General features: G+C 63.3%; 25 protein-coding genes and 1 pseudogene. 8 read left to right on the forward strand and 18 right to left on the reverse strand.

Annotated features, from left to right (window positions below; translation table 11 throughout):
* Positions 1 to 160: 160 nt before the first annotated feature.
* The 6 genes and pseudogenes from U741_RS0111115 to U741_RS0111140 form a co-directional block, all read right to left on the reverse strand.
* Positions 161 to 913 (reverse strand): enoyl-CoA hydratase family protein, encoded by a 753-nt coding sequence (locus tag U741_RS0111115; protein WP_029890545.1) that lies wholly within the window; start codon positions 911 to 913, stop codon positions 161 to 163.
* 191 nt (positions 914 to 1104) lie between these two features.
* Positions 1105 to 2193: pseudogene (locus tag U741_RS0111120) on the reverse strand (NAD(P)H-dependent flavin oxidoreductase); the annotation flags it as partial.
* Positions 2194 to 2264: 71 nt separating this feature from the next.
* A complete protein-coding gene (locus tag U741_RS0111125; RefSeq protein ID WP_029890547.1) occupies positions 2265 to 3161 on the reverse strand; it encodes an enoyl-CoA hydratase in 897 nt (298 codons plus the stop codon).
* Between the two features lie 220 nt (positions 3162 to 3381).
* Positions 3382 to 4170: a CoA-transferase subunit beta gene (locus tag U741_RS0111130; RefSeq protein WP_029890548.1), complete on the reverse strand. Its 789-nt coding sequence runs from the start codon at positions 4168 to 4170 to the stop codon at positions 3382 to 3384.
* Between the two features lie 187 nt (positions 4171 to 4357).
* Positions 4358 to 5242 carry a CoA transferase subunit A gene (locus U741_RS0111135; RefSeq protein WP_029890549.1) on the reverse strand — a complete coding sequence of 295 codons (885 nt, stop codon included), beginning with the start codon at positions 5240 to 5242 and terminating at the stop codon, positions 4358 to 4360.
* Entirely contained in the window at positions 5243 to 6124 is an 882-nt protein-coding gene (locus tag U741_RS0111140) for a VOC family protein (protein ID WP_029890550.1), read from the reverse strand.
* 443 nt (positions 6125 to 6567) lie between these two features.
* Between U741_RS0111140 and U741_RS0111145 the strand changes: the two genes are divergently transcribed.
* The 3 genes from U741_RS0111145 (at position 6568) to U741_RS0111155 (ending at position 10909) form a co-directional block, all read left to right on the forward strand.
* The gene (locus U741_RS0111145) at positions 6568 to 8277 is read left to right on the forward strand and encodes an FAD-binding protein (protein ID WP_029890551.1); all 1710 of its coding nucleotides are present in this window, start codon (positions 6568 to 6570) and stop codon (positions 8275 to 8277) included.
* A gap of 105 nt (positions 8278 to 8382) precedes the next feature.
* Positions 8383 to 9150, forward strand: coding sequence for an SDR family oxidoreductase (locus U741_RS0111150; RefSeq protein WP_029890552.1), 768 nt, complete (start codon positions 8383 to 8385; stop codon positions 9148 to 9150).
* Between the two features lie 208 nt (positions 9151 to 9358).
* Positions 9359 to 10909 carry a FadD3 family acyl-CoA ligase gene (locus U741_RS0111155; RefSeq protein WP_029890553.1) on the forward strand — a complete coding sequence of 517 codons (1551 nt, stop codon included), beginning with the start codon at positions 9359 to 9361 and terminating at the stop codon, positions 10907 to 10909.
* Between the two features lie 104 nt (positions 10910 to 11013).
* Here the strand turns inward: U741_RS0111155 and U741_RS0111160 are convergent, their stop codons facing one another.
* The 8 genes from U741_RS0111160 to U741_RS19995 all read right to left on the reverse strand — a co-directional run bounded on the left by U741_RS0111160 (position 11014) and on the right by U741_RS19995 (position 18111).
* On the reverse strand, positions 11014 to 11541 hold the full coding sequence (locus U741_RS0111160) for an REP-associated tyrosine transposase (protein WP_029890554.1): 528 nt from the start codon (positions 11539 to 11541) through the stop codon (positions 11014 to 11016).
* A 199-nt stretch (positions 11542 to 11740) separates the two neighbouring features.
* The gene (locus tag U741_RS0111165) at positions 11741 to 13150 is read right to left on the reverse strand and encodes an LVIVD repeat-containing protein (protein WP_029890555.1); all 1410 of its coding nucleotides are present in this window, start codon (positions 13148 to 13150) and stop codon (positions 11741 to 11743) included.
* A gap of 57 nt (positions 13151 to 13207) precedes the next feature.
* Positions 13208 to 14578, reverse strand: a complete 1371-nt coding sequence (locus tag U741_RS0111170) for an IS5 family transposase (RefSeq protein WP_052378719.1) — start codon at positions 14576 to 14578, stop codon at positions 13208 to 13210.
* Positions 14579 to 14735: 157 nt separating this feature from the next.
* On the reverse strand, positions 14736 to 15410 hold the full coding sequence (locus U741_RS0111175) for a DUF305 domain-containing protein (protein ID WP_029890557.1): 675 nt from the start codon (positions 15408 to 15410) through the stop codon (positions 14736 to 14738).
* Positions 15411 to 15541: 131 nt separating this feature from the next.
* The gene (locus U741_RS19245; protein WP_152551579.1) at positions 15542 to 16072 is read right to left on the reverse strand and encodes a DUF6731 family protein; all 531 of its coding nucleotides are present in this window, start codon (positions 16070 to 16072) and stop codon (positions 15542 to 15544) included.
* Between the two features lie 176 nt (positions 16073 to 16248).
* Complete coding sequence (locus U741_RS0111180) at positions 16249 to 17217, reverse strand: IS5 family transposase (RefSeq protein ID WP_029889639.1); 969 nt, start codon at positions 17215 to 17217, stop codon at positions 16249 to 16251.
* A gap of 380 nt (positions 17218 to 17597) precedes the next feature.
* Positions 17598 to 17822 (reverse strand): BrnA antitoxin family protein, encoded by a 225-nt coding sequence (locus U741_RS0111185; protein ID WP_029890558.1) that lies wholly within the window; start codon positions 17820 to 17822, stop codon positions 17598 to 17600.
* Positions 17812 to 18111, reverse strand: a complete 300-nt coding sequence (locus U741_RS19995) for a BrnT family toxin (RefSeq protein WP_366504275.1) — start codon at positions 18109 to 18111, stop codon at positions 17812 to 17814. The genes U741_RS0111185 and U741_RS19995 overlap by 11 nt, the downstream gene beginning before the upstream one ends.
* Here U741_RS19995 and U741_RS0111195 point away from each other — a divergent pair.
* The 5 genes from U741_RS0111195 (at position 18110) to U741_RS0111215 (ending at position 22792) form a co-directional block, all read left to right on the forward strand.
* The gene (locus tag U741_RS0111195; protein WP_029890560.1) at positions 18110 to 18973 is read left to right on the forward strand and encodes an SDR family NAD(P)-dependent oxidoreductase; all 864 of its coding nucleotides are present in this window, start codon (positions 18110 to 18112) and stop codon (positions 18971 to 18973) included. The two genes, U741_RS19995 and U741_RS0111195, sit on opposite strands and share 2 nt — an antisense overlap.
* 136 nt (positions 18974 to 19109) lie before the next feature.
* The gene (locus U741_RS0111200; protein WP_029890561.1) at positions 19110 to 20117 is read left to right on the forward strand and encodes an aromatic ring-hydroxylating oxygenase subunit alpha; all 1008 of its coding nucleotides are present in this window, start codon (positions 19110 to 19112) and stop codon (positions 20115 to 20117) included.
* 83 nt (positions 20118 to 20200) lie between these two features.
* Positions 20201 to 20527: a 2Fe-2S iron-sulfur cluster-binding protein gene (locus tag U741_RS0111205; protein ID WP_029890562.1), complete on the forward strand. Its 327-nt coding sequence runs from the start codon at positions 20201 to 20203 to the stop codon at positions 20525 to 20527.
* 163 nt (positions 20528 to 20690) lie between these two features.
* Positions 20691 to 21473 (forward strand): SDR family NAD(P)-dependent oxidoreductase, encoded by a 783-nt coding sequence (locus tag U741_RS0111210; RefSeq protein ID WP_029890563.1) that lies wholly within the window; start codon positions 20691 to 20693, stop codon positions 21471 to 21473.
* A gap of 356 nt (positions 21474 to 21829) precedes the next feature.
* Positions 21830 to 22792: an IS110 family RNA-guided transposase gene (locus U741_RS0111215; protein WP_029888477.1), complete on the forward strand. Its 963-nt coding sequence runs from the start codon at positions 21830 to 21832 to the stop codon at positions 22790 to 22792.
* A gap of 19 nt (positions 22793 to 22811) precedes the next feature.
* On the opposite strand, the gene U741_RS0111220 is transcribed toward U741_RS0111215, so the two are convergent.
* From U741_RS0111220 to U741_RS0111235, 4 genes are read right to left on the reverse strand one after another with little or no spacing between them, the layout of a single operon-like run.
* A complete protein-coding gene (locus tag U741_RS0111220) occupies positions 22812 to 23750 on the reverse strand; it encodes an SDR family NAD(P)-dependent oxidoreductase (protein WP_029890564.1) in 939 nt (312 codons plus the stop codon).
* A complete protein-coding gene (locus tag U741_RS0111225) occupies positions 23747 to 24970 on the reverse strand; it encodes an NADH:flavin oxidoreductase (protein WP_029890565.1) in 1224 nt (407 codons plus the stop codon). The genes U741_RS0111220 and U741_RS0111225 overlap by 4 nt, the downstream gene beginning before the upstream one ends.
* Positions 24971 to 24982: 12 nt before the next feature.
* Entirely contained in the window at positions 24983 to 25747 is a 765-nt protein-coding gene (locus tag U741_RS0111230) for an enoyl-CoA hydratase/isomerase family protein (protein WP_029890566.1), read from the reverse strand.
* Positions 25744 to 26499, reverse strand: coding sequence for an SDR family NAD(P)-dependent oxidoreductase (locus tag U741_RS0111235; RefSeq protein ID WP_029890567.1), 756 nt, complete (start codon positions 26497 to 26499; stop codon positions 25744 to 25746). Before U741_RS0111235 ends, U741_RS0111230 begins: the two co-directional genes overlap by 4 nt.
* Between the last annotated feature and the right edge of the window lie 103 nt (positions 26500 to 26602).

Genomic DNA, 26602 nt, shown 5'->3' on the forward strand with positions numbered 1-26602 from the left:
CATCATTTCCTCTGTGAAAGCACTGCCTGAAGACGTCATCCCCGCGAAGGCGGGGATCCAGCTTTTCCCTGGTCGGGGACTCAGCGGCAACACGATGAGCGCGCTGTGCTGGATTCCCGCCTTCGCGGGAATGACGGTTCTAACGAGGGTCCATTCGTACTTAAAAATTGGCATCACGCTTCTCGACAAAGGCACGGCGGGTTTCCGCGGAGTCCTTCTCGCTGTAGGCCTGCAGGGTGAAGCCCTGCTCCCAGCGGTATTTGGCTTCAAGGTTGCCGTCCTCGATGCCGTTGAGCGATTCCTTCGCCAGCTTGATCATGGCGCTGCTTTTCTTGGCGATGGTCGCGGCGATGGCCAGCGCGGCATCGCGCAGTTCGGACTTGCTCACCACGCGCTCGACCGCGCCGAGGCGATGGGCTTCGGTGGCGGTGATCGGCTCGCCGGTGAAGTACATCATGCGCACCTTCTGCACCGGGAACAGGCGCTGCAGGTGGGCGCCGCCACCCATGGCGCCACGGTCGACCTCGGGCACCCCAAAGGTGGCGCAGTCGCTGGCGACGACAATGTCGGCGGCGCCCGCAAGCCCAATGCCGCCGCCCAGCACGAAGCCTTGCACGGCGACGATCACCGGCAGCGGATTACGGTGAACAGCTTCAAAGCTGCGGTAATTGCCGCGATTCACCGAGACGATGCGTTCGGGCTCCTTGTCCAGCTCTTTGATATCGACGCCGGCGCAGAAGCCACGGCCTTCACCGCGCAGCACGATGACGCGGGCCTCGGGGTCGTTGCCAACGCGGATGATTTCATCGGCGAGCGCGTGCCAACCGGCGTCGTTGAGGGCGTTGACGGGCGGTCGGTCGAGGACGATTTCGGCGATGCCGTTGCTGATCTGGGTGTGGAATCCGTGGGTCATGGACGATCCTTCGGTGCAGTCGCCGTGCGAAGAGCGGCAGCAGTGATCCCCTCTCCCGCAGTCGGGAGAGGGGCTGGGGGAGAGGGCGGCGCCCGAAGGGTGCCGGCGTGCGACGCCGAGGCCGCACGCGCCTTCGGCGCGCCCTCTCCCGACCCTTCGGGCCACCCTCTCCCGCCTGCGGGAGAGGGGACGCGGTTTTCGACCAACGCCGCGAGCCGGGCTTCGGCTTCCCGCACGATCTCGCCAATCACCTCCGCCACCGGCGGCAACCGGTTGATGACCGCTGCCACCTGGCCCGAAGGCAACACGCCTTCATCCGGCTTGCCTTCAACAATGGCGCGTTGGATCAGCATCGGCGCGCTGGCGGCCATCATCGTGGTGATGGCGCTGTCGCCTTCTTTCAGCGCCGCGAAAAAAGTGCGTGCCATGTGGGCGAGGGTCATGCCGTTTTGCGCGCGCAGCTGCCAAGCGCTGGTCAGCGCCACGATCAGCCGCCGCAGCAGGCCACCGCGCTCCAGGCGCATCAGGGTGGGGTTGTCGATCATGCGCTGTGGCAGGCCATCCACCGCGGTCGAGGCGCGGATCTGGCCGGGGTCTTTTACTGCAACGTAGCGCTTGAGGGTTTCTGCCGGCACGGGTGATTCGGCGGTCATCAGAAAGCGTGTGCCCATGGCGATGCCGACGGCGCCGTAAGCCAATGCAGCAGCGAGGCCGCGACCGCTGTGGAAGCCGCCAGCGGCGACCACTGGCACGCTCACGGCGTCGAGCACCTGCGGCAGCAACAGCGAGGTGGGCGCCGCGCCGGTATGCCCGCCGCCTTCTCCGCCCTGCACGGTGATGATGTCGGCGCCCAGCTCCACGGCCTTCTGCGCGTGCTTCAACGCGCCCACGGTCGGCATGCACAGCACGCCAGCGTCCTTGAAACGTTGAATGCTCTTGGCGTCCGGCCCGCGGCCATAGCTCACGGCGCGAACGCGATCGGCGTTTTCGAGAATGACCTCAATCACCTCGCGGGCATTGGGCTGAAACATGTGGAAGTTGACGCCGAAAAGGGCATCGCAGTCGTTGCGAATCCTGGCGATTTCCCGCCGTAGTTCGTCGGTGCTCATCACCGCACCCGCGAGAAAGCCGAAGCCGCCGGCCTTGCTGGTGGCGGTGACCAGCTTGGCATCTGCAATCCAGCCCATCGCGGTCTGCACGATGGGGTAGCGGCAGCCGAGCCGGTCGCAGAGCACGGTGTGCAGCGCCGCCGAGGCCTGTGGGCCTCGGCCCTCTCCCACCGCTTGCGCGGCAAGCGGTCCCCCCTCTCCCGCAGGGCGGGAGAGGGAATCGGTAGACGCCTGATCGGCGTTCATTCGGCCGTGCCCTGCTTTTTGTTGCCGGCCGCCATGGACTTGGCGTTCTGGCCGCCCAGTGAATTGCCCATGATCAGGTCACTTTGCGCGTGGGCGAAGTGGTGCATGTGGAACACCGCGTCCATGGCCGTGCGCTTGCCGCGCAGCTCTTCGACGTGGTTGACCGCCTGCTTGGTCAGCCACAGACCGAGACGGCCCTTTTGCTTCAGGTTGTCAATCATGGATTGCACTTCAGCCTGCAACCCATCTCGCGGCACGATGCGGTTGACCATGCCGAAGTTGTAGGCGCGCTCGGCGCTCATGCGCTCGCCCAGCAGCAGAAATTCCTTGGCGACCCGCGGCGGCAGCTCGAAGGCGTGGGCGAAGTACTCCACGCCGGGAATGCCCATGCGCTGCACCGGGTCCTGAAAGAAGGCGTCGTCGCTGGCGACGATCAGGTCGCACACCCAGGCCAGCATCAGGCCGCCCGCGATGCAGGCGCCTTGCACCATGGCGATGGTGGGCTTGGGCACGTCGCGCCAGCGGCGGCACATGTTGAGGTAGACCTCCTGCTCGCGGGTGTAGAGCAGTTCGGCGCCCGGCTTGTTGGTGTGATCCGGCAGCAGATGCTTGCGCTCGAAGGTCTTGTGCAGGTCGCGGCCCGGCGTGCCGATGTCGTGCCCCGCCGAGAAGTGTTTGCCGCTGCCCGCCAGCACGATGACTTTGACCGTGTCGTCGTTGACGGCGCGCTGGAAGGCGGCGTCCAGCGCATAGGTCATCTGCGAGTTCTGCACGTTGTGGAACTTCGGCCGGTTCATGGTGATCCATGCCGCACCGTCTTCCACCCGGTAGAGCACCGGCTCGTCGGTTTCGTAGGTGATGTCGACCTTTTGGGGTTCGGTGAGATCGCTCATGACTGGCTCCCCATGAACATTCCCTCTCCACCTTTCCGGGATGAGAGGGGCACCCTTACTTTCCCCTCTCCCCCCGTGCGGGGGGAGAGGGCCAGGGAGAGGGGGGTGTCTTTGAAACCTGCTCCGGCACGCTGCGCGTACCAGCCCTCTCCCTGTCGAACGTATACGTTCGACCCTCTCCCGCCTGCGGGAGAGGGAAGAAAGGCCCAAGCCCCTGCCTTCACGAGCGCACTCCTGGTGGATCGTCCTTGAGCTGCCGGCTACGCACGTCCTTCGGATCGAGTGCGCGAATGACGGCGAGCTGCTCGTCGGTCGGGTGGTCGGTTTCGCGCATCTCCGGTGCCGCAATCAGCGGAAAGCCGGTGGCAGCCTGCACCTGTTCAAAGGAGATGCCGGGGTGCAGACGAATCACGCGCACGGCGTGGTCCGGGCCGCCGAAATCCATCACGCACAGGTCAGTGACGATATGGTGAATCCGCATAAAGTCCTGCTTGATGCCGGTCGGCCAGCGCTCCGGCTTGTAGCCCACCGAGCAGACCAGGTCGACTTCACCTTCCACGAAAACGCGCGGTCCGTGGTTGGGCACGAACATGGAGTTCGCGTGATTGATGCTGTTGCCGGGAAAGCCGCGCAAGCCCAGCATCTGCCGCTTGGGCTTTTCGAAGTTGCCGATGCACGACAGGTTGGCCTGACCCCAGCGGTCGACCTGAACCGGGCCGACCAGCGCGTGGCGGCGTCCGCCCCACAGGTTGTCGAAGACGCGTGAGTAGGGCATCCAGCCGCCATAGCTGCGGCCTTCGTGGTTCTTGGCGCCAATCACCACGGGCGTTTCGACCAGATAGGCCTCGCCGTCGGTGATCATCAACTGCGGGCTGTGCGTGAGTTTGGCCAGGCCCTGGGCAATGCGCGGAATGATGCCGATACCGGTGGCCAACACTTCGCCTTCCTTCGCCCATACATCGGCACAGGCGCAGATCAGCAGTTCGGCGAGGGTGAAGTTCGTGGTCATGGCAAGGCACAGCGGATGAGCACCCCTCTCCCGCAGGCGGGAGAGGGGATGGGGAAGAGGGCGGCTCCCGAAGGGGGCCGGATGCGCGGCCGAAGGTCAACGCGCCTGCGGCGCGCCCTCTCCCACCCCTTCGGGGCACCCTCTCCCACGAGTGGGAGAGGGGACATCTGGCGAGCGATGCTCATCATCAAAACACCTGCCGGGGAAGCTTCAGGATGGCGTCAACGCCGCCAATGGCCTGCTGGTAGGCGGCCTCGTCACCGTGCAGAAACTCGGCGGCGTACTGTTGCCAGCCGTCGTCCGTTTCAGCCGCCGCGCAATAGCGCTTCAGGTGCGCGGCATCCCAGCCGTAGCTGGGCACGTGCGAGGTGGGGTGCGCACCGCCGGGTGTGTGCACCACCCCGGTGACGAGGTTGCGCTCGAAGGGGTTGCACTTGGCATCGGCCTCGTCGGAGGCCATCTGGTCCACCAGATCTTCACAACTCACGAAGCTGCGATCCGCGGCGCGGGCAAACCATTCGTCGAAGAAGGGGTCGGGGCTGTACAGCCGGGTGTTGCCCAGGCGGTCTGCGCGGTGCACGTGCAGCAGCGCCACGTCCAACTTCAGCGCGGGCATCGCCAGCAACACTTCACCGTCGGCGTAGGGGGAGGTCACGGTGCGCAGGCAGGGGTCAATCTTGGCGATCTGGTCGGTGGCCAGGCCCACGCGGGTGGGCAGAAACGGCAGACGCATTGCCGCAGCACGCAGGCCCCAGTGCAACTGGCCTTCGTCGAGTTCCAGCGCCTCGAGGCTACCGGCCTCGCGCGCCTTGCGGAAAAACGGCTCCAGCGGGATGAAGTCCAGCGAGACGAAGCCGTAGATGAGCTTCTTCACTTTGCCGGCCGCACAGAGCATGCCCATGTCGGTGCCGCCGTAGCCGACGACGGTCAGATCCTTGAGGTCGGATTTGAGGATTTCGCGCACCAGCGCCATCGGCTTGCGGCGCGGGCCCCAGCCGCCGATGCCGATGGTCATGCCGTCGCGTAGCTCGGCGACGACGTCTGCCGCGTTTTGGGTCTTGTCGAATTTCACTTACTGGAACCCGACCGAGAAATCATGACCCCAGATCGAGACCTGCTTGGTGTGCGTGGTCTGCCAGGTGGCGGGATCGACCTCGATACCGCCCCAGCCATATTCGAGCGCAAAGTTGGATGGTGTGAGCATGTAGAACGAGGTCATGCGGTCGTTCTCGTGCTCCCCCAGGGTCGCCATCATCTTGATATCCAGCTTCTCCCGGCGGTCATGGGCCTTGCCCACATCGGTGATGTGATCGACTTCGACCATCACGTGCACGCAGCCCGCGGGGTGCGGCATTTCGGCCAGTGCCAGGCTGTGGTGGCGGCCGCTGGCGCCGTGCAGAAAGTAGATGCGCATCACCGGCGCGTCCGGGCCGGGCTGAAAATTGAACACGTCGGACAGGCCCATGCCGAGCACATCCTTGAACAGTTTCAGCGTGGCATCGAAATCCGCCGGGGCAGGCAGCACGGTGTGTCCCATGCCGTAGATGCCCGTCTTGAAACCCGCCACACCGATAGGCGACTGGAACGGCGTGGTCTTGCCGACATAGCCGGTGACCAGCTCGTGCGCGTTGCCCGCCGGGTCGCTGAACCGCACCATGCGGGTGAAGCCGCGCGCGCTGCCGTCGGCCTCGGTGGTGGCCACGCCGGCAGCGTTCAATGCGTTCACGGCGGCGTCAAAATCGGCGTCACTGCCCATCTCCCATCCGGACGCCACATAGCGGTCCTGATCACCTGTGATCACGGCAATGCGATGATCGCGCGCGTCCATTTTCAGGTGCAGGCCGTCGGCACTGATGTGCGTCTGCATACCGAGCATTTGCTCGCCGTAGTGCTGCCACTTTGAGAGGTCGCTGCTCTCGGCCACGATGTAGGCCAGTGATTGTGGGGCGGTCATGTTGTGATGCCTTTTTTGGTGTGTCCGGATTATCAGCACGGCCTCCCCTAATCGCTTCACCCCAACGGACGAATGCGTACAGGGGCGGGTGTGTGGCCGCGTTAGGTGTTGCGGCGCGTGCCACTGGCGGTGAACTGAACCCCATGGCGATCGCCATCCATGGCGCGACCTCATCGCTCGATTCACCCCCGGCCCGGACCTCTTTGCCCCGGCGTTCGGGGTCGCTGCGCGTGCCACTGGCGGTGAACTGAGCAACATCATGGCTGCCATCCATGGCGCGACCTCAATGCTGAATTGACCCCCGGCCCGGACCTCCTTGCCCGGGCGTTCGGGGTCGCGCGAGTGCCACTGGCACTCGCCTTTTGCGACCCCTCACCCCATTAGACGAAGATGCATCCGGGCCAATGCCAATAATTCGGGAACCATTCCAAGTTGGGTCCCGCATGACGCGCTCCTCTGCATCTGCTCCGTCCGCCGACGGCACGCTGGACGTGCTGCCGCCGCTGCAGGTGGCGTCGGCCGGCGACATCGGCTGGCAGGAGACGCGCGAGATGGTAGTCGTAGGCCTCGGCGCGGCCGGGGCGGCAGCAGCGCTTTCGGCACGCGAGCACAACATTGACGTGCTGGTGCTGGAACGCTTTGACGGCGGTGGCGCGACCATCAAGAGCGGCGGTGTGGTGTACCTGGGCGGCGGTACGCGCCTGCAGAAAGAAGCCGGGTACGACGACACGCCCGAGGCCATGTTCAATTACCTCCGCGAAGAGTGTGGGACGGCCATCAGTGCCGTCACCCTGAAACAATTCTGTGACGGCTCGCTGGAACTCTTTGCCTGGCTCGAAGGCTTGGGTGTTCCCTTTGCCTCGCACCCGAATCCGCCCAAGACTTCATATCCACGCAACGGCGTGTATCTGTATTACTCCGGCAACGAGGGTGTTCCGGTCCGTGCCGCGGTCTCCAAACCGGCGCCACGGGGACATCGCGTTAAGGCGCCGGGCATCGATTCCGGCCGCGAGCTGTACCGCATCCTCGCCGAGCAGGTGCTGGCGCGCGGTGCCGCCGTCTGGCGGCAGGCGGGCGTGCGACGGCTGATCACCGACGCAACCGGTGCAGTACTGGGCGTGGAAGTCTGGCGCTTGCCCGAAGGCTCGACGGCGGCGCGGCAACACCGCACGCTGATGGTCAAGGCCGAAAAATGGCACAACGTTGCGGGGGCCTATGCCGACAAACTGCGCGGCCGGGCCCGGGCGCTGGAGCTGGCGAATGCCCAGCCCATTAACGTGCGCGCCACCCGCGGCGTGGTGCTCGCCACCGGGGGTTTCATCTTCAACCGCGCCATGGTGGCCGAGCATGCCCCGAAATATTCAGAGGCCATGCGCCTGGGCGCGACCGGCTGCGACGGTGCAGGCATCCGCCTGGGGACTTCGGTTGGCGGCGTGCCCACACGCATGGAGAAGGGCTCGGCGTGGCGCTTCATCAACCCGCCGACCGCCTGGCCGAAAGGCGTGGTGGTCAACCGTGAGGGCCAGCGTTTCTGCAATGAGCAGGTCTACGGCGCGACCCTCGGCGTGGCGATGGTGGAAGGCCACGGCGGTCGGGCGTGGCTGGTGCTGGACCGTGCGCTGCGCAAGGTGGCGATGAAGGAAGCGCTGTTCGGCAAGCTGTGGTTTTTCCAGAGCGTGCCGGCGTTTTTTCAGATGTTGTTTGCGCCGCGCGGCAAAACGCCCGAGGCGCTGGCCGACAAACTCGGACTGCCCGCCGAGGCGCTGCTCGCAACGATCGAGGCGTACACCGCAGATCAGCGTCGCCGTGCGGCCGATGCACTCGGCAAGTCGCCTGACATGTGTGCACCCCTCGATACGCCGCCGTTCTATGCGCTCGACATCTCGGCCAACAGTAAGACCTTTCCGTGTCCGACCATCACGCTGGGCGGCCTGAAGGTGAACGAGCAGAGCGGCGCCGTGCTCAACGCCGACGGCGTTGCCATCCCCGGCCTCTACGCCGCAGGCCGCTCGGCGGTGGGCGTGGCGTCGAATGGCTATGTCAGCGGGCTGTCGATTGCCGATTGCCTGTTTTCAGGACGACGCGCCGGGGCGGCGGTGGCCGGAGCGAGCGACGCAGTAGTTCCCCTCTCCCGCATGCGGGAGAGGGGGTAGGGGAGAGGGCGCGCCGCAAGGCGCGGAGGTTTCGACGCTCCGGCGGGCACCCTCTCCCGCAAGCGGGAGAGGGAATCGAATATCCAATATCAACGAGGAGTCACCATGGGACGCGTACAAGACAAGGTTTGCATCATCACCGGCGGCGCCAGCGGCGTGGGCAAGGAAGACGCACTGCTGATGGCACGAGAGGGCGCCAGGGTGGTGATCACCGATGTCAGCGTTGACGCGGGCGAAGCGCTTGCCAAGCAGATCGGCGACCAGGCGATGTTCATACAGCACGACATCGCGTCTGAAGACGGCTGGAAGAACGTCATTGCCAAAACCACCGAGCATTTTGGCGGTGTGGATGTGCTGGTCAATAACGCCGCCATTCTCAAGCAGGCAACCATCGAAGAGACCACGCTGGAACTCTGGGAACAGGTGCAAAAGGTCAACTCCACCGGCTATTTCCTTGGCTGCCATTACGGTTACATGGCAATGAAGGCGCGGGGTGGCGGATCAATCGTCAACATGTCGTCGATGGCCGGCATTGGCGGCGTATCGTCGTTCTGCGCCTACAGTGCCTCCAAGGCCGCTGTGGCGGGGCTGACCCGCTCGATTGCCGCGCACAGCCGCTTTCAACATCTGCCGATCCGCTGCAACAGCATCCACCCTGACGGCATCAAAACGCCGATGGTGTTCAATCTGCCGCGCGATCCGAACAAGCCATCGACGGTGCGTGACGGTAACGATGCCAAGCGGCTGATGGCGCGCTTCTGCGAACCCACCGACATCGCCAATCTGGTGCTGTTCCTGGCCTCGGATGAGTCGAAATTCATCAACGGTGCCGAGATGCGGATTGATAACGGTTACCTGATGTGGGCGGATTGAAGGTCGCCCATGATCCCCTCTCCCGCTTGCGGGAGAGGGTGCCCCAACGGGGCGGGAGAGGGCCGTGTCGCAGACACGGAGGCAGCCTCCAATGTCTAGCGAGACGTCGCGCATCCGCCCCACGCCCGCTGCGCGGGCGCCCTCTCTCCCAGCCTCTCTCCCGTTAGACGGGAGAGAGGAGCCACTTGCGTTTTACCTTGCTCGCCCCATGACCCAAACCTTTCCTGCCGCCCTTGATGCAGTTTTTTCCACATTTGCACAGCGACCGGCGCTGATCAGCGAGGCCGGTCAGGCCACGACATACACCGAACTGGACGCCCTGCGCCTGCAGGCCGCACAAGCGTTATTGACCCTCGGCATTCAGCGAGGTGATCGCGTGGCGCTGTGGGCGCCGAACACACCGGAGTGGGTGATTGCCGCGCTGGGCGTGCAGACGCTGGGCGCAGTGTTGGTGCCGGTGAACACCCGCATGCGCGGGCAGGAAGTGGGCTTCATCCTGCAGCGCTCGAAAGCGCGGCTGCTGTTCTGCGCCGGGCGATTCCTGAATCAATATTTGTCCGCGCAGCTCAAGGGTCATCTGCCCGACACCCTGGAACAGGTGGTGGTGCTGGGCGAGGCGGAAGGACCAGATCAAGACTGGTCCGCGTTCATGGCGTGCGGCGAGGGTGGCGATGCCGCCGCCGTCCATGCCAGTGCGGCGGCGATCCAGCCCGACGACCTGATGGACATCATGTTCACCTCGGGCACCACCGGCCAACCCAAGGGCGTGATGAGCGCCCATGGGCAAAACCTGCGGGTGGCGCGTGAGTGGGGCAAGCGCATGCAGCTGGTGCCGGAAGACCGGTATCTGGTCATCAACCCGTTCTTCCACGCTTTTGGCTACAAGGCGGGCTGGCTCACGGCGCTACTGCACGGCTGCGCGATTCTGCCGCAGGCGGTGTTTGATGCCGCAACCGTGATGCGCCGCGTCGAGGCCGACCGCGTCAGCGTGTTGCCGGGCCCGCCGACCATTTTTGTCAGCTTGCTGGACGCGCCCGAACGGGCCCAGGTGGATCTCTCCTCACTGCGCGCCACCATGACCGGCGCCGCCAGCGTGCCGCCGATTCTGGTTGAACGCATGCGCGCCGAGCTGGGCTTCAAGGTGCTGCTCACCGGCTACGGTCTTACCGAATGTTCCGGCATGGTGTCGTTCTGTTACCCCGAAGATGATGCGGTGACCGTTGCCACCACCTGCGGCAGGGCGCTGCCCGGCACCGAGGTATGCATCTTTGATGAACATAACCAGCCACTGCCCGCCGGTCATGAAGGCGAAGTGGTCGTGCGCGGCTACAACCTGATGCAGGGCTATCTGGACGACCCAAAGGCCACGGCCGAAACCATCGACGCCGAAGGCTGGCTGCACACCGGCGACATCGGCGTGCTCGACGAGCGCGGCTACCTGCGCATCACCGATCGACTCAAGGATATGTACATCAGCGGCGGTTTCAACTGCTATCCCGCCGAGATCGAACGGATGATGGCCGCGCACTCCGACATCGCCCAGGTTGCCATCATCGGTGTGCCCGACGAGCGGCTGGGCGAGGTGGGCAAAGCCTTCATCATTCCCCGCCCCGGCAGCACCATCGAGCCTGCCGCCGTCATCAGCTGGTGCCGCGAGCAAATGTCCAATTACAAGGTGCCGAGGCAGATCGCGGTGGTCGACAGCCTGCCGACCAATGCCTCGGGCAAGATCATGAAGTTCGAGTTGCGGGGGCGGTAGCTTTTTGCTTCGGGAGTTGGTGGATTTCGCTGCGCTCTATCCACCCTACGCCACGCGATTCGTAGGGCGGGTAGAGCGCAGCGAAACCCGCCGGGCAAGTGTCGCTACTCCCACTCAGCCGCTTTTGCATCAACGGTTCCACCCCACTCCGGCGGATAGATACCCATCTTCACGTAACGGTGAAAACTCGAATACGGCCAATCGCTGACCTGTCGCACATGGCCGTGCTTCACCGGGTTGTAGTGGATGTAATCGACATGGTTGCGCAGGTCGTCTGCGTCCCGGATCACATGTTCCCAATAGCGACGCTGCCAGATGCCGCGCTCAGCTCGCGCCGTTTGTGAGGCTGAGCGCTGCTCGGTGTTCGGCAAGGAGCGGCTGAATGGAGATTTGATCTGGCGCATGCGGGTGGAAAAGTCGGCATCGCCGGGCGGCAGCGTCCAAACACTGTGAAAGTGATCGGGCAACACCACGATGGCGTCCACCGAGAACGGGTGGCGGGCGCGAACGCTGCGAAAGGCGTCACGAAGCGCGTCGATGTGTGTTGTGAGCCACTGCGACTGCCGGTCCAGCAGGACCACGGTGAAGAAAAATGTCCCACCGGGCACCGTTGCGCGCGTGTACTGAGGCATGTCTCAGCCTGCCACTGGGGGTTGGCGGATACAAGCTCCGCGACTGATGCGACGTTTTTGGTGGATTTCGCTTTGCTCTATCCACCCTACGTGCTGGGGGGAGTTGGTGGATTTCGCTGCGCTCGATCCACCCTACGTAGACCAATCGTAGGGCGGGTAGAGCGCAGCGAAACCCGCCACGTCAACCCGCCACACCAACTCACCAAACCCCATTTGTCACCCGCACCGCGTAGAAGCCACCGTAGCCGTCGGAGTACCAGATCTCCTTGCGTTCGGGCACGAAGGACGGGCTGGACATCGCCCAGTTGCTGGCTTCCAGTACGGGCGTGAGGCGCGGCTTCACCGGGGCGTTGAAGTAGGCGACTTCGCGCGGGTTGTGCGGGTCGCGGATGTCGAAGATGCGCAGGCCCGACACGATCATGCTGCACGCCACGATGTCGGGGTCAACGCGGGTCGGCAGGTTGCAGTAGTGCCCAGCATAGCCTTGTACCGGCAGTTGCGCGCCGGGGTCGGCGCCGATCAGGTCGCGATTCTCCGGCTGGTGCACTTCAAGCCGCAGGTTGGAAATCACCACCGGCGCGGTTTCGTCGCTGATGTCGATGACGCGCCCGGCGCCCACGGTGGAGCCGTGAAATGCGGGCAGCAGGCTGCCGCTGCCGCCATCGGTCGAGAACTCGTCAACTTCCAGCAGGTAGGGGCGGCCGTCGCGGGTGAAGGGGATGGCGGTCTGCGGGATGGTTTTGTTGTCCCACGACACGCGGCCCACTTCCCGCACCTGCGGGTCAGGTTGGCGCGACTGGATTTCGGACACGTCCAGAATCAGCACGCCCTGATCGTTGCCGGCGGCCAGATACGCGCGATTGCCGTCGTCACTGATCTGCACACCGTGCGAGGTGAAGTTGCCGGTCCACAGGCGGCGCGAGAGCAGCGGATTGGAGATGTCCACGGCCGTCAAGGTTGGTGTGCCGGGCGAGGCCGAGAAGAAGGTCTTGCCGTCGGGCGAGATGCCGCTCTCGTGACCCAGCACGCCGGTCAGCGATGAGGATCGCAGCGTCGGGTTTCGGCAGTCGGGCTCCAGGTCATACACATCGACAATGCCGGGCAGAAAGGCCGGGTTGCCGGTTACGGCGGCCAACACGCCAGCCTGTTGCGACACCACCATCGACTCGTGCGGCGTCAACATCGCCGGGGTGATCAGTCGCCGGGCCAGGGTCGGCTGGGTGGGGTCGCTCATGTCCAGCACGTTCACGCCGGCTTCGATGTCAAGCACGTTGCTGGGGAACAGCAGCGTGGTGTCGTAGTACGCGCAATCGCGGCCGCTGCGGTCGGTGTAGCGCTCCACCTTGAAGCCACCAACGGTGCCGATGGGGTTGCGGTCGAAGTAGGTACCCACCAGTTCGGTGTTGCAGGTAAAGCCTTCGGCGGCACGACCGCTTTGATGGTCGGCGCGGCTGACCCGGCCCTGCATGCCGGTTTCGGGGTTGGAGCCCGGCCCGCACGCGGCGCGTGGGGTGGGGCCGTCGTCGACAACGTTCATGCTGATGGAGTCGCTGCTGCCGCAGGCAGCGAGCGCCACGGCCAGCGAGCCGCCGCACAGGAATCGCATCATTGGATTCATCGTCCACCCCTCACTATTTAGTCGTCCCTGAAGAATTCACTCTGCCCATCACCTGACGGCGCTTGTGATCGGGAATTGAGCTTGATGTCGGTCTTGAACTGCTGACATCGATTTCAGTACCCACAGGATTTGGGCCCAAGAAAGGGCGATCCATCGCATCAACCATCTGATGTTGTAGCCGGCGGCGGCCAATACGGCATTGAGGGCATCGCCGAGTTGTCCTTTCAAGTGACAGCGCCGCATGCGGTGCTCGTCCTTCAGGTGACCGATGGTCGGTTCGACCGCCTGTCGTCGCTTGAGCAGTTTGACCTGCGGGGGTTTGAGGGTCTTGCGCTTGCCTCGGTGAACAATGGTGATGTTGTCAGGCTGCCTGCCGCGATAACCGAGATCGACGATGGCGGCTTTAGGCGTCACGCCGGTCAGAATGGCGGTCTGTTCAAGGTGCTCTTCGAGGGTGTCGCCGTCATAGGGGTTGCCCGGAAAGCTGCGCGCGCCGATGACCAGGCCTTTCTTTGCGGTGATGGCAATGCCGACCTTGACGCCGAACTCGTAGGGCTGACGGGCTTTGCCTTTGCCAATGCATTCCACCTCAGGAGCATGCAGGGCGTAGAGCTTGTTCTTGTCTTTGGGCTTTTGGGTGCGCACCCGCTCGGCGCGCTCCAGCACGGCGGCGAGCCGTTGCAGTTGCTCTGCATGGGCTTTGCGGTGCAGTTCCCGGATCAGCCGTCCCAGTAGGGTGCGTTGGCTCTTCAAGGTGCGACGTAGACGCTTGAACTGCTTGGCGTGGGCATAGCGGCCTGCTTTGAATCTGAGCGCAGGACCGATACGGGCATAGCTTTGCCTGAGGGCAATGCCCTCGGCCTTGGCGGCCTTCACCAGCTTGTGCCGGGCAATCTCCAGCAAGCGGCTGTCGGTGGGGTAAGCGACGTTCTTCTCCTGCACCGTGGAGTCGATGATGATCTGTTCCAGATCGGCACTACGCACCGCCTTCAAACCCTTGGCAGCCTCGATGGTCTGGGCCAGCAGTTCTTCGACGCCGGCTTCTCCCAACCGCTGACGGAAACGCGTCAGTGAACTGGGGTCACAGGGGAAGCGGGTCTGGAAAAACACCTCTCCGCAGAAGAACTGCCAATAGGGGTTCTCCAACCAGCGGGCACAGACCTGCTCATCAGAATGGTTGTAGGCGTGCTTCAAATACAGCAAGCCGATGATCATCCGCAACGGCAGAGCGGGACGCCCTGCGCCAGCGGGCGCGGGGGGCAGCACACTTGAGAGTTCGCGCTCCAAGGTCTCCCAGGGCATGACCGCAGCCAACTGGATCAGGGGGTGGCGCATCTCGATCATCTGGTCCAGGCGTGATCGAAAAAGATCCTCAGAGCAGGCTTCAGGCCCATCGACCGGTGAACTGCGATGACGCATGTCCAACACCTCAGAATTTGCCAGTTTCTGAATGCAATTATCGCAAATATCGGCGATTCACGAAGCTACAAAACAGACATTTCTCGAATATAGTCAGATGGTTGGGGATTTTTCAGGGGCGACTATTTATCGTCGCGAGCATGACCGCCCCGCCGCTTCAGTGACTTGGCTGCAACGCCAGCGCATCAATGGCGGCGAGCGCCTGGCGGATGACCTGCACCTCGCGTTCCTGCTCCAGCACGATGCGCACGCCCAGATCCCGCACCACTTTCAGGTGGGCTTCTTCTGCCGCAAAGCGCGCCATCGGCAAGCCGCCCAGGTGATGGGCCAGCATCATTTCCAGATAGCGTTTGTCGCGTGCCGGGCCGTCCAGCGCACGCAAGGCATTCAGCTCTTCATTCGTCGCCAGGCCCGACATGCCGGTGGGCGACTGGCTGCAGGCCAGCAGATAAGCGAGCAGGTCGGCGCTGGGCGGTGTGGCGCCCTGCAACATCCAGCTCATATCCACCTTCAGCGGCATCAGCGGCGCGTCCCACAGGCGCAGCCAACCGCGCATTTCACCCAGCTCGATCAACTGCCCGTAAGCGACCTGTTTGGCCAACGCCGTCAGCCCGCTGGGTCGGTCGTCCAACAGCAACTGTGACATGGCAATGGCCTGCTGGTGATGCAGGGTCATTGACTGCGCAAAGCCGATGTCGATGGGCCCCGGCTGGGTCGCCGCCGCCGCGCTGTGGGCCGGCGGCAAGGCGTCGCGCAGCACAAAGCCCGCCACCAGCACCGAGATAGCCGCAACGCCTGCCCACACCATGATCCAGCGGAAGTTGCCCTGCATAGGCGGCGAGTCTAGCGAAGCACTTGCGTCGTTCAGCGGCGTGGGTCGCTTTTACTCACGTCGGTCAATTTCGCGGCGGCGCACAGGCCGGCGGGGCCGTAGGGCGGGTAGAGCAAAGCGAAACCCGCCGGTCATTTAAATCGACCCTGGCCCCTTTTTCTAGAAAGAAAGCGAGGGTCAATCTCAAAAACGATTTTTTTTGTGGCTGCACGGTTACGAAACTTTCGCTCAACAGTATCATCGTACTTTGGCACAAGCTCAAACGTGTATGAATTGTTTGGGTCATATGAGTTCAGATAGTCCTGAATCTTTCCGACTCTCGCCCCATGATGATTGTACTGAACAATGAGGTGCCCAGATTTTGGCAGGTATAGACATGCGGTTTCCTCGCAAAACACCTCTCCTTTGCTGAAAGAAAATCCTTTAACAGGTGTAGTTTTTGAAGCTTTTCCCGGTCCATGCTGTTGCCGAAACTTCCCAAAATCGAAAAACCACAAGCCGTCTTTCTGGCTGACATCCTCAATGCGCATATCTGAGTACCCAACACTTCGTACCCTTGCCTGCAGGGGGTCACTCTTTATCTGCTTCAGAAGGTCTTCAAAGTTACCGCTTTTGTCATGCAACTTAACTCCAAATGCGTGCACCTTCAGCTTTTCCTTCATATTTACTCCAGTTCTCTATTATTCGCTAGGGATCATCTGAAAAACCCATGCTGAGACGGGCTGCCAAGCGTGCGGTGACGAAAGTCGTACCGGAGGATCGAGATTCGAGGCTTCGCATTGCCCGTTTTGGCTTCGAATCGCTGCATAACCTCGGTTTTGGCGCTCATCAGGCGCACCTATCCCGCAACCATCAGTCGTCGCCTCACCATCCACAGGTTGGAAAGGGCAAACAGGGTTTGCAATTGGGCAGTGTTCTTGGCCAATCCCCGGTAGCGAACCTTGGTGTAGCCAAACTGGCGCTTGATCACCCGGAAAGGATGTTCGACCTTGGCGCGAATGCGCGCCTTGGTTTTTTCAATTTCGCTGATCAGTTTGCCCATCGGTGTGTCGGGCAATGCCCGGCGCTTGCCGGGGCGCATCGCGACCTGCCACTCAACGGTGTGGTGCTTGAGTTCTTCGCGCTTGTCGATGCCCTGGTAGCCCGCGTCGGTGTGCACATGCTCTTCATCTCCATGCAGCAGCTCGTCGACCGGCGTCAGGTCATGGACGTTGGCAGCAGTACCCGCAACGGCGTGCACCAGCCCGGAGTCAGCATCCACACCGATGTGGGCTTTCATACCAAAGAACCACTGATTCCCTTTCTTCGTTTGGTGCATTTCCGGATCGCGCTCGCCGCTGCTGTTCTTGGTCGAACTGGGGGCGTGGATCAGGGTGGCGTCAATGGCGGTACCGGCTTTGAGCATCAGCCCCCGTGTGCGCAGCAGTTCATTGATCAGTTGCAGCATGGCGGGGGCCAGCTTGTGCTGTTCGAGCAAATGCCGGAAGCGCAGGATGGTGCTCTCGTCGGGTAGACGATCGGCTCCGGGATCAATACCAATGAACTCGCGATACAGCGGCACATCGTGAAGGGATTCTTCCATGGCGGGATCGGAGTGCCCGAACCACTGTTGCAGGAAGTGAATTCGCAGCATCAGCTCGCAGGGAAACGGTGGGCGACCCGTCGAGGCTTTACCCCAGTAGTGGGGCTCAATCAGCGCTACCAGCTCGCGCCAGGGCACCACCTGGTCCATCTCTTCAAGAAACACCCGCTTGCGCGTGCGTTTAGAGGACACTTCAAACCCAGACGCAAGGCTCAACTGCTTCATCAGATTCAGGCGCTCAACAGGTCATCGACGAGACGTGAATTGTCCCATGAGGAGGGGTTTTGCAGATGATCCCTAACACCAATTAGACGGAATAAAAATCTTCTGTTGATCCCACCCAACGTGATCGCAACGGTCTGGAATGCCCGACATGATCACGCGACCCTGATTTGGTTCGGACAGCCGCAGTTCGGATGCTTGTCGTGGCGTTGTCGTCCCCAACGCGAACCGGTGCCAGCACGCCGCCGCTGCGCCGACTTCAGCATTCCTTGAGATTGGCGACATGTGTCGTTGTTCGAATCGCGTTGATGGCGGAGCATCCCCGCTCCCGCCCCTCATGTCCAGCGAGCCCTGCGGCTTTACACAAACTGATGGGCCCAACATCAAGCTGCACTTGGCCACTTGATCTGCAAGCGCCTGTTCTGCGCCAGGCAATCACGCAGGTACAGGTTGATCAGGCTTTGGTAAGGCACCCCGGTCTCTTCGGCCATGTTTTTGAAATAGGCCACCACGTCTTCCGAGAGCCTCATCGTCACCGGCTTCTTGAGCTTCGATGCGTAAGGATTCTTGCGGGCCTTCATTTTTGAGAAATCGTACTCAGCCTTTATGTGAATCACCGGGGTAATAACGTGCTTCGTTCCTTATCGCCTTGCGGGCCGAGATGATGCGAACGACCTCGCCATTAGCGCGCTCGCAGTGGCACACGATGAGCAGTCGGGCGCCTGAACTCATGCCCAACATGATGTCGCGATCCTCGGACGATGAGTGTGTCGTAACAAAGAACTGCATACCCAGCACTTCACACAAACTGATGAGGCCGCATGGGTCGCGGCTGGCTACTGTTTGACTCACAACACTCCGGGCCGTGGCCCGATCTGCGATGTGAGGAGCGAGCATGAGTCAGCCGTTGAAGAACGTTGTCGCCGTAGTCACCGGCGCGTCACGCGGGGCGGGCAAGGGCATTGCCATCGCGCTGGGACGTGAGGGCGCGACCGTGTACGTGACCGGGCGCAGCCTGAAGGAAGGGGATGCGGCGCTGCCTGGGACGATTGCCGCCACCGCCGATGCGGTGACGCAAGCCGGCGGCACCGGCATCGCGGTGGCCTGTGACCATGCCAACGACGCCGACGTGAAAGCGCTGTTCGAGCGCGTGGCCGCCGAGCAGGGGCGGGTGGACATCCTCGTCAACAACGCGACCTTTCTACACGACGAGTTGATCAACAAGGGCGGCTTCTGGGAGAAGCCTGTCGAGCTGGTCGATATTCTCGATGTGGGATTGCGCTCGGCCTATGTGGCGAGCTGGTACGCCGCGCCGCTGATGGTGAAGCAGGGCAATGGGCTGATCGCCTTTACCTCCAGCTTTGGTGCCAGTTGCTACATGCACGGCCCGGCCTACGGCGCGCAAAAGGTGGGCGTGGACAAATTTGCCAAGGACATGGCGGTGGACCTGCGCGCCCACAATGTGGCGGCGGTGTCGCTGTGGATGGGCATGTTGCGCACCGACCGCACCAAGCGGGTGATGGACAGCGAGCCCGAGAAGTACGCAGGGTTCTGGGACATGGCCGAAACACCGGATTTCACGGGGCACCTAATCTCGGCCCTGTATCGCGATCCCAAACGCGCAGAAAAATCGGGACAGGTGCTGATCTCGGCCGAACTGGCCACCGAGTACGGCATCGATGACGAGGGTCGCCAACCGCCGTCGCACCGACCGATGCTGGGCGGGCCGACGCAGGCGCACCCCGCTGTTGTCGAATAAGGCCCAAGACTCACGTATCACCTGTATGGAGTATGCGACGGCGCCCCGGTCTTGCCACCATCGTTAAAAGGCATGTGCCGCGTGGCGCTCGCAAGACGTCAACCGCTACCGAATTTGTCAGGAGGAGTGATCCAAGATGGGCGAAATGAAACTCGAAGCGCTGTTAGGTGCGCAGGACCTGGAACGCTGCCCGTTCCCGATTCCGTCCGGCTGGTTCTTTGTCGACTACGCCGAGTCGTTGAACGCCGGCGAGATGCGCAACGTGTTCGTGTTTGGCCAGGAATGGGTGCTGTTCCGCACCGAGTCCGGCAAGCCGGGCATGAGCGATCCGTACTGCCCGCACCTGGGCGCCCACATGGGCCACGGCGGCAAGGTCTGCGGTGAGCATCTGCGCTGCCCGTTCCACCATTGGGAATACGACACCGAAGGCTGGTGCAAGAACATTCCCTACGCCAAGGTGACGCCGCCCATCATCAAGAAACAGGCCATTCTGCGTACCCTGCCGATGCAGGAAAAGTACGGCATGTTGTGGGCGTGGTATCACCCTGAAGCGCAGCCACCGGCATGGGATTTGCCCTATGTGCCCGAGATGGAAGACCCCACCGGTTACGCCGGATCGCGGCGCGGTTCATGGACGGCTGACACCTGCATTCAGGAAATTGCCGAGAACGGTGTTGACGTCGCGCACCTGAAGTTTTTGCACGGCGCGCCGATGATTCCGCCAGTGGAAGCGCGCTATGACGGTCATCGCAACTTCCTCGACATCGGCAAGGGCTACATCGTCGGCGAGGGCTTCGGCCCCGGCATCAATGTCATGCGTTTCACGCAGGAAGGCGTCACCGCCACGATGTTCTCGTACACGACGCCCATCAGCCATGAAAAATCGCAGATGAACATGTCGTTCCGCCACGTGGATTACGACGAAGGCACGAAGGAACTCATTGTCTCGAAGAAGATCATCGACCACATGATTGGTGCCGCCGAAGGCGAAGAAAGCGCCGGCTTCGAGAGCGTCGATTTCATCGTCTGGAACAACAAGAAATACCGGCCCAACCCGCTGCTTTGCGACGGTGACGGCCCGGTGCTTCAGTTCCGCAAATGGTTCAAGCAGTTCTACCCCGAGAAAGACCAAGCCAAGGTTTGATCGCGGCAACTGAACGACCTCTGTCGCGCCTGGCGCCAACCTCCACTGGACCAGGCGCGACTCTTTTTTTGGAGCGCCCCTTAATGGCCGACGTGCTCGTCACCCTGCGTGACGGTCGTCAGTGCAGCCTTGACGCTGCCGACGGCGAATTACTGATGGAAGTGCTGCGCAACGGCGAGGCAGGGGTCGACGGCACCTGTGGCGGTGCTTGCTCGTGCGGCACCTGCCACGTGTACATCGCCGACGAATGGGCGGCGCGCCTGCCGGCCAAGAGCGAAGACGAAGCGATGATGCTGGAAGCACTGGCTGATTTTGTTGAACTGAAACCCACCTCGCGACTGGCCTGCCAGATTCCGCTCACCGCTGAGTTCAAAGGCATTGCCGTCACCATTGCCCCACAGGTGGAGTGAGGGTAGTTCCCTCTCCCGCAGGCGGGAGAGGGTGGTCCGCAGGACCGGGAGAGGGCGCGCCCTAGGCGCGGCGGACCTTCACTCAACAACCCGCCCCTTCCGGTACCGCCCTTTTCCCCAGGCGGGGGAAGGGAGCACAGCGAATGAATTGAGGAGATGCACATTGAACCGTCTACAGGGCAAGACCGCGATCATCACCGGCGCCGCGCGCGGCATGGGCGCTGCCACCGCCGAGCTGTTCGTCGCCGAAGGCGCGAGGGTGATCATCGCCGACGTGCTCACCGCCGAAGGTGAAGCGCTCGCCAAAACGCTCGGCGGCAACGCACGCTTTGTTCAGCACGATGTCACCGACGAAGCCAGTTGGCAGCGCGTGCTGCAGGCGGGCATCGACCTCGGCGGCGCGGTGGATGTGCTGGTCAACAACGCCGGCGTGCTGATGTTCAAGACGCTGCAACAGACCGAGAAATCTGACTTTGAACGCGTGCTGTCGGTCAACCTCACCGGCAGCTTTCTGGGGGTTCGCAGCATTGGCGCCCACATGCTGGAGCGGGGGCGCGGCAGCATCGTCAACATTTCGTCGGTGGACGGCATGAAGGCCGCCAACGGCCTCGGCGCTTATTGCAGCAGCAAGTGGGGTATTCGCGGCCTCACCAAGGTCGCGGCCATGGAATACGGCCACAAGGGCGTGCGCGTGAACTCGGTGCATCCGGGCGGCGTCGACACCGCCATGGGCAACCCCTACGCCGAAGACAAGGCGGCGGTGAACCAGCGCTACCAGATGGTGCCGATGCAGCGCGTCGGTGAGCCCAATGAAGTGGCGCAAACCTCACTGTTCCTCGCCAGCGATGAGTCGTCGTATCTGTGCGGGGCCGAAATCACTGTGGATGGCGGCATGACCACGGGGTTTTATTACGTGGGGTTTCCGGGCGCGCCGGGGGTGGAGTGATCGCGGCTTATTCCCTCTCCCGCCTGCGGGAGAGGGAGCCAGATCGTAGGGTGGATAGAGCAACGCGAAATCCACCATTGTTACGGTTGCAATGGTGAGCTTTTGGACGGTATGGGTTCGGGTTGACTTGGCTTGACGGTGCGAATGTCGTGGCGTTTGTTCGGTGGGTTTCGCTGCGCTCTACCCACCCTTGTGTATTGTTTTTCAGCGGTCGTAGTAACAGCCGGAGAGCCCGTCCCACCCTGGGTCTTGCAGACCGTTTCGTAGCTTTTGGAGCCTCTGGCTGGTTTTCTTTCTAAAACCCGAATGGTTGCTCGGACCGTGGTTCGGAGTCCGCACTTTTTCAAGGAGGGGTCATGGAAAGTATCAGCGTGTATCGCAGTGCCTTGGGAATCGACGTCTGTGCCGAGCGTCTGGATTGGCATCGACTGCCAGAGCGGAGTCGCGGCGAGGTTGCCAACACGCCAGACGGCATCCAGTCGCTGGTCGCCGATCTGCGAAAGGTCGGCGTGGACATCGTGGTGATCGAAGCCACCGGCGGTCTGCAACGCCAGGTAGCGAGCGCCCTGGTCGCCGCCGGGATCGCCGCAGCCGTTATCAATCCGCGTCAGGTTCGAGACTTCGCCCGCGCGTCGGGGCAACTGGCCAAGACCGATCAGATCGACGCCCAGGTGCTGGCGCTGTTCGGTCTGCGCCTCCAGCCCCAGCCGCGCAACTTGCCCGATGCAGCGGCCCTGGAACTCGCCGATAAGCTCGCCCGGCGCAGTCAGTTGGTTGAAATGAGCGCCGCCGAAAAGAATCGTCGGCATCGCGCCAGCACGGCGATGAAACGCTCCATCGACGGGCATCTGGCCTTTCTGGACCAAGCGATCAAAACCCTCGACCAAGACCTCGACGACACCCTGCGCGGCTCGCCCGCCTGGGCCGAGAAAGTGGCCTTGCTCGAAGTCGTCACCGGCGTCGGGCCACAGACCCTACGACGGCTGCTGATCGATCTGCCAGAACTGGGGAAGCTGGATCGTCACGGCATCGCCAAACTCGTGGGGGTGGCGCCGCTCAACCGCGACTCCGGCACGTTCCGCGGCAAGCGCGCGATCTGGGGCGGGCGCGTCAAGGTGCGCAACACGCTGTACATGGCGGCGCTGTCGGCCAGTCGCTTCAATGTCCCGCTCAAAGCCTTCTTCGAGCGTCTCAAAGCCGCCGGTAAACCGCACAAAGTCGCCCTCGTCGCCGTCGCACGAAAACTCCTCACCATCCTCAACGCCATGCTCCGCGACACCTCCGCATGGAACCCTAAACTCGTCGAGAAAAGAGCTTGACGAAACATGGTTGCTACGATTAGTCGATGAAGGCTTCACAGGCGGTCCACAGCCGTTGCCGTTGATTGATGCTTTTCGCCATTTTTGACAGCGCCACGCGCGTCGGCTGGCCGCGCATTTCAGCGAAACCGTCCGGCCCCCAGAAATCGCCGCCTTCGACATCGTCGCCTGCCGCCGCCTGAAGAATGCAGCGGGCGCCCACGTCCTGCGGCTGGCTGAAGACGTTCATGGCCAGCCAGAACGCGGCGTCGGTGAGGTGGTCGCGCAGGCCGCGCCGGGCCTGGCCGTCGCGACTGCTGCCGATGGCCGTTTTGGCCACACCGGGGTGCGCCGCGACGGCTCTCAGGTGCGGCACCGTGTCGCGGCTGCGGTGGTGCAGTTCCATGGCCAGCATCAGGCAGGCCAGCTTGGCCTGGTTGTAGGCGCCTTGCGGGTCGTAATGACGTACGGCATTCAGGTCGTCAAAGTCGATCTGCGCGCGGCGGTGTACGAGGCTCGACACCCACACCACGCGCGGGGCATCGCTGGCCTTCAAGGCGCGCATCAGTCCGTTGGTCAGCGCGAAATGGCCGAGCACGTTGATGCCGAATTTGAGCTCGAAGCCGTCGGCCGTGGTGGCACGTTGCAGGGGCGGCAACAACCCGGCGTTGTTGACCAGAATGTCGAGCTGCGCGGGCGCGCCCCGCCGCGTGAATCGACCCACGGCCGTCAGGTCGCCGAGGTCCAGTTCGACAGATGTGAGTTGGGCGTTCGGGCAGGCGCTGTGGATGCGCCGCATGGCCTGTTCGCCGCCCTGTTCGCCGCCCTGCACGTTGCGATCACAGAGCCAAACCTCGGCCCCGAGGCTGGCCAGCCCCAGCGCGGTTTCAAACCCCAGGCCGCTGGCGGCGCCGGTGACCAGTGCGGTCTTGCCGTCGAGTCGCGGCAGGTGTTCAGCGCACCACGCCACCGTGCTCATGCCGCTGCAGGCCTCTGATTCGGCGCCGGGTCTGCCGCGCCGCGCAGTACGCAATGCGTGCCTGCCGCCGTGTACATGCTGGTCACGCATTGATTGCACGCGGTACAGCCCGACACGGTGGTGGTGCCGTCGCGAAACTGGTTGACCAGTTGCGGCTCGTGGATCAGCGCGCGTCCCATCACCACCGCGTCAAAGCCGTCGCCCATGACCTGCTCGACGCCGGCCAATGACTTGGCGCCACCGAGGTAGGCCAGCGGCATGGTCACGGCGCCGCGCACCTGCTGTGAATGCTCGCGAAAATACAGCTCACGGAAGGTGACTTTGGGCTCGACCAGCCGCATCAGTCGGGTGGCGAACTTCATCACCGGATGCTGAATCACCTCCACCGCGCTGGCCGGCATGTTGCTGCCGAAAATGGCCCACGGCGCTTCCACGTTCATGCCACCGGAGAGCACCAACAGGTGTGCGCCCGCGGCTTCCAAAGCGCGCGCGGTCACCATCACGTCCTCAATCGACGCGCCTTTCTTGTGACCCTCGGTGACGCAGATCTTGCAGACCACCGCCATGTCACTGCCCACCGCATCGAGCACCCGGGTCAGCACTTCCACCGGAAAGCGCGCCCGGCGCACCGCATCGCCGCCGTAGTCGTCGGTGCGGTGGTTGTAGGCCGGTGAGAGATATTGGCTCAGCAGATAGCCGTGGCCCATGTGAATTTCGACCGCATCGAAGCCGGCCTCCCGCGCGTGCACGGCGCCGCGCACGAAGGTCTCGGCGATGTGGTCCATCTGCGCGCGGGTCATGGCGGTCTTGAACAGGCGACCGCTGATCACGCCCACGCTGTTGAAACCGCCCGAGGCGCTGAGCGGGTATTTCGAGTTTGCGAGACGGGGCAGAAAAGTGAAGGCGCCGCCGTGGGTGATCTGCGCGCTGGCGGCCGCGCCTTCACGATGCACCGCATCGGTGAGCACGCGCAGATGCGGCAGGCTGTGGGCATCGAGCGTTACCTGATCCTCAAAGGTGCGGCCGTCAGGCTCGATGGCGCAGTACGCCACCGTGGTCATCGCCGCGCCGCCCGCTGCCATCTGCCGGTGATGTTCCACCAGCGCCTTCGACGGCACGCCGCCCTTGGCCATGCCCTCGTTAGTGGCGGATTTGATGAAGCGGTTGCGCAGGGTCAACGCGCCCAGCGTCAGGGGAGACCACGGCGCGTTGGCGTGCATGGGGTTCGTCCGTCAACCGCGCTGGACGAATGCGTTCAGGCGCTCGGTGAACAGCGCGGTATCGGCATTGGCCAGAAACAGCGCGCGCTCGCGGTCGAGCTGGGCCGACAGCGCCGAGGCATCGCCACTGTTGAGCAGCGACTTGAAGCCCGACAGCGCCTGCAGTGGATGCTGTGCCAAACGATCGGCGTAAGCGCGGGCTTCCGCCAAGGCGGACTCGGCAGGATGCACGGCAAGCACCAGTCCAAGTTGCTGGGCCTCGGTGGCCGTCAGCGGCGCGTGCGCGAGGATCACGTCCATGGCCTTCATCGCGCCGATGCGCTGCAACAAAAAGTGACTCAGGCCGCCGTCCGAGGTGGTGGCCAGCGCTGGGTAGGCGGGCACGAACTTGGCGCGCTCGGAGGCCATCACCACATCCCCCGTGAGTGCCAGTGAATACCCGGCACCGGCCGCCGCGCCTTCCACCAGGGTGATGACCGGCTGGGGCAGGGCGCGCAGCAGGCGAACGGTTTCATGAATGGTGTCGAGGATGCTGCGCAGCAGGGCGCCCTTGTCCTCACCCGCGGCGTGCATGGCGTGGATGTCGCCGCCGGCACAGAACAATTTGCCCTCGGAGCGCATCAGAACGACGCGAAGGTCGGCCTCATCCGCCAGAGCTCGCACGGTTTCCCGCAGCGCGCGTGCCGAGGCATCGTTGATCACCGGCGCGCCGCCGACCGGGCCCAGAACCAGTTCGATGACGCCACCGTTGAGGCGTTCCGTGCGAACGGTGCTCATCCCAGATACGCCTGACCACCATCCACCGCGATGGACTGACCATTGATGTAGCCGCAGCCGGACGAGCACAGGGTGGCGACGAAGCGCCCCACGTCGGCCTCGCAATCACCCACGCGTTGCATGGGCACGGTGGGGACAAAGGCGGCGGCCTCGGCCGGGCGCTCGCGCGTCCACCAGTCCATGGCCGGCGACTGCGCCAGCGGCAGGATGCAGTTGCTGCGGATGCCATCCTTGGCCCACTCGCAGGCGGCGGCCCGGGTGAGCTGGCGAATGGCTTCTTTCACTGCCCCGTAGGCGCCGTAACCGCTGGCGTCCCAGCGCATGGCGGCCGGCGAACCGAGATTGATGATGACGCCGTCACCTTTCAGGTGAGGATGTGCCAGCTTCATCAGGCGAAAGGTGGCCATGGGCCCGGATTCCCAGCCTGCCGAAAAGGCTTCTTCGGTAACCTGCGCCAGAGTGCCCAGCGGCACTTCCTGGGCATTGTTGACGAGGATGTTCAGGCCGCCGAGCTGGTCCACGGTGGTCTGCACCGCGGCGGCCAGGGTGGCCGCGTTCTTGATGTCGCATTCCACCGCAATCGCTTTGGCGCCGCGTTGCTCGATCTCGGTGACGACCTGCTGAAGTTTGGTGAGCGTGCGGCCCACAACGGCCACCGCTGCGCCTTCGCTGGCCAGTGCCAGCGCGATGCCGCGCCCGACGCCTTGCCCTGCGCCGGTCACGAACGCGACCTTGCCGGTCAGTCTGCTCATCGCTGCTCTCCTGATGGGCGGCGTGTGTGGATTCCCGGCCACCGCTGGTTGTTCGTAGGTCGGACTCCAGTCCGACTTCAAGGCTGCGTGTCGGGTTGAAACC

The organism is Polycyclovorans algicola TG408 (assembly GCF_000711245.1).
GTDB lineage: Bacteria > Pseudomonadota > Gammaproteobacteria > Nevskiales > Nevskiaceae > Polycyclovorans > Polycyclovorans algicola.

Excerpts from the sequence above, each read along its gene's own strand:
- U741_RS0111145 (WP_029890551.1), top strand. The coding sequence starts at position 6,568 with ATGACGCGCTCCTCTGCATCTGCTCCGTCCGCCGACGGCACGCTGGAC.
- U741_RS0111180 (WP_029889639.1), bottom strand. The coding sequence starts at position 17,217 with ATGAAGCAGTTGAGCCTTGCGTCTGGGTTTGAAGTGTCCTCTAAACGC.
- U741_RS19245 (WP_152551579.1), bottom strand. The coding sequence starts at position 16,072 with ATGAAGGAAAAGCTGAAGGTGCACGCATTTGGAGTTAAGTTGCATGAC.
- U741_RS0111230 (WP_029890566.1), bottom strand. The coding sequence starts at position 25,747 with ATGAGCACCGTTCGCACGGAACGCCTCAACGGTGGCGTCATCGAACTG.
- U741_RS0111125 (WP_029890547.1), bottom strand. The coding sequence starts at position 3,161 with ATGAGCGATCTCACCGAACCCCAAAAGGTCGACATCACCTACGAAACC.
- U741_RS0111165 (WP_029890555.1), bottom strand. The coding sequence starts at position 13,150 with ATGATGCGATTCCTGTGCGGCGGCTCGCTGGCCGTGGCGCTCGCTGCC.
- U741_RS0111225 (WP_029890565.1), bottom strand. The coding sequence starts at position 24,970 with ATGCACGCCAACGCGCCGTGGTCTCCCCTGACGCTGGGCGCGTTGACC.
- U741_RS0111130 (WP_029890548.1), bottom strand. The coding sequence starts at position 4,170 with ATGACCACGAACTTCACCCTCGCCGAACTGCTGATCTGCGCCTGTGCC.
- U741_RS0111155 (WP_029890553.1), top strand. The coding sequence starts at position 9,359 with ATGACCCAAACCTTTCCTGCCGCCCTTGATGCAGTTTTTTCCACATTT.
- U741_RS0111215 (WP_029888477.1), top strand. The coding sequence starts at position 21,830 with ATGGAAAGTATCAGCGTGTATCGCAGTGCCTTGGGAATCGACGTCTGT.
- U741_RS0111200 (WP_029890561.1), top strand. The coding sequence starts at position 19,110 with ATGGGCGAAATGAAACTCGAAGCGCTGTTAGGTGCGCAGGACCTGGAA.
- U741_RS0111150 (WP_029890552.1), top strand. The coding sequence starts at position 8,383 with ATGGGACGCGTACAAGACAAGGTTTGCATCATCACCGGCGGCGCCAGC.
- U741_RS0111235 (WP_029890567.1), bottom strand. The coding sequence starts at position 26,499 with ATGAGCAGACTGACCGGCAAGGTCGCGTTCGTGACCGGCGCAGGGCAA.
- U741_RS0111140 (WP_029890550.1), bottom strand. The coding sequence starts at position 6,124 with ATGACCGCCCCACAATCACTGGCCTACATCGTGGCCGAGAGCAGCGAC.
- U741_RS0111175 (WP_029890557.1), bottom strand. The coding sequence starts at position 15,410 with ATGCAGGGCAACTTCCGCTGGATCATGGTGTGGGCAGGCGTTGCGGCT.
- U741_RS19995 (WP_366504275.1), bottom strand. The coding sequence starts at position 18,111 with ATGCTCGCTCCTCACATCGCAGATCGGGCCACGGCCCGGAGTGTTGTG.
- U741_RS0111195 (WP_029890560.1), top strand. The coding sequence starts at position 18,110 with ATGAGTCAGCCGTTGAAGAACGTTGTCGCCGTAGTCACCGGCGCGTCA.
- U741_RS0111160 (WP_029890554.1), bottom strand. The coding sequence starts at position 11,541 with ATGCCTCAGTACACGCGCGCAACGGTGCCCGGTGGGACATTTTTCTTC.
- U741_RS0111115 (WP_029890545.1), bottom strand. The coding sequence starts at position 913 with ATGACCCACGGATTCCACACCCAGATCAGCAACGGCATCGCCGAAATC.
- U741_RS0111170 (WP_052378719.1), bottom strand. The coding sequence starts at position 14,578 with ATGCGTCATCGCAGTTCACCGGTCGATGGGCCTGAAGCCTGCTCTGAG.
- U741_RS0111220 (WP_029890564.1), bottom strand. The coding sequence starts at position 23,750 with ATGAGCACGGTGGCGTGGTGCGCTGAACACCTGCCGCGACTCGACGGC.
- U741_RS0111205 (WP_029890562.1), top strand. The coding sequence starts at position 20,201 with ATGGCCGACGTGCTCGTCACCCTGCGTGACGGTCGTCAGTGCAGCCTT.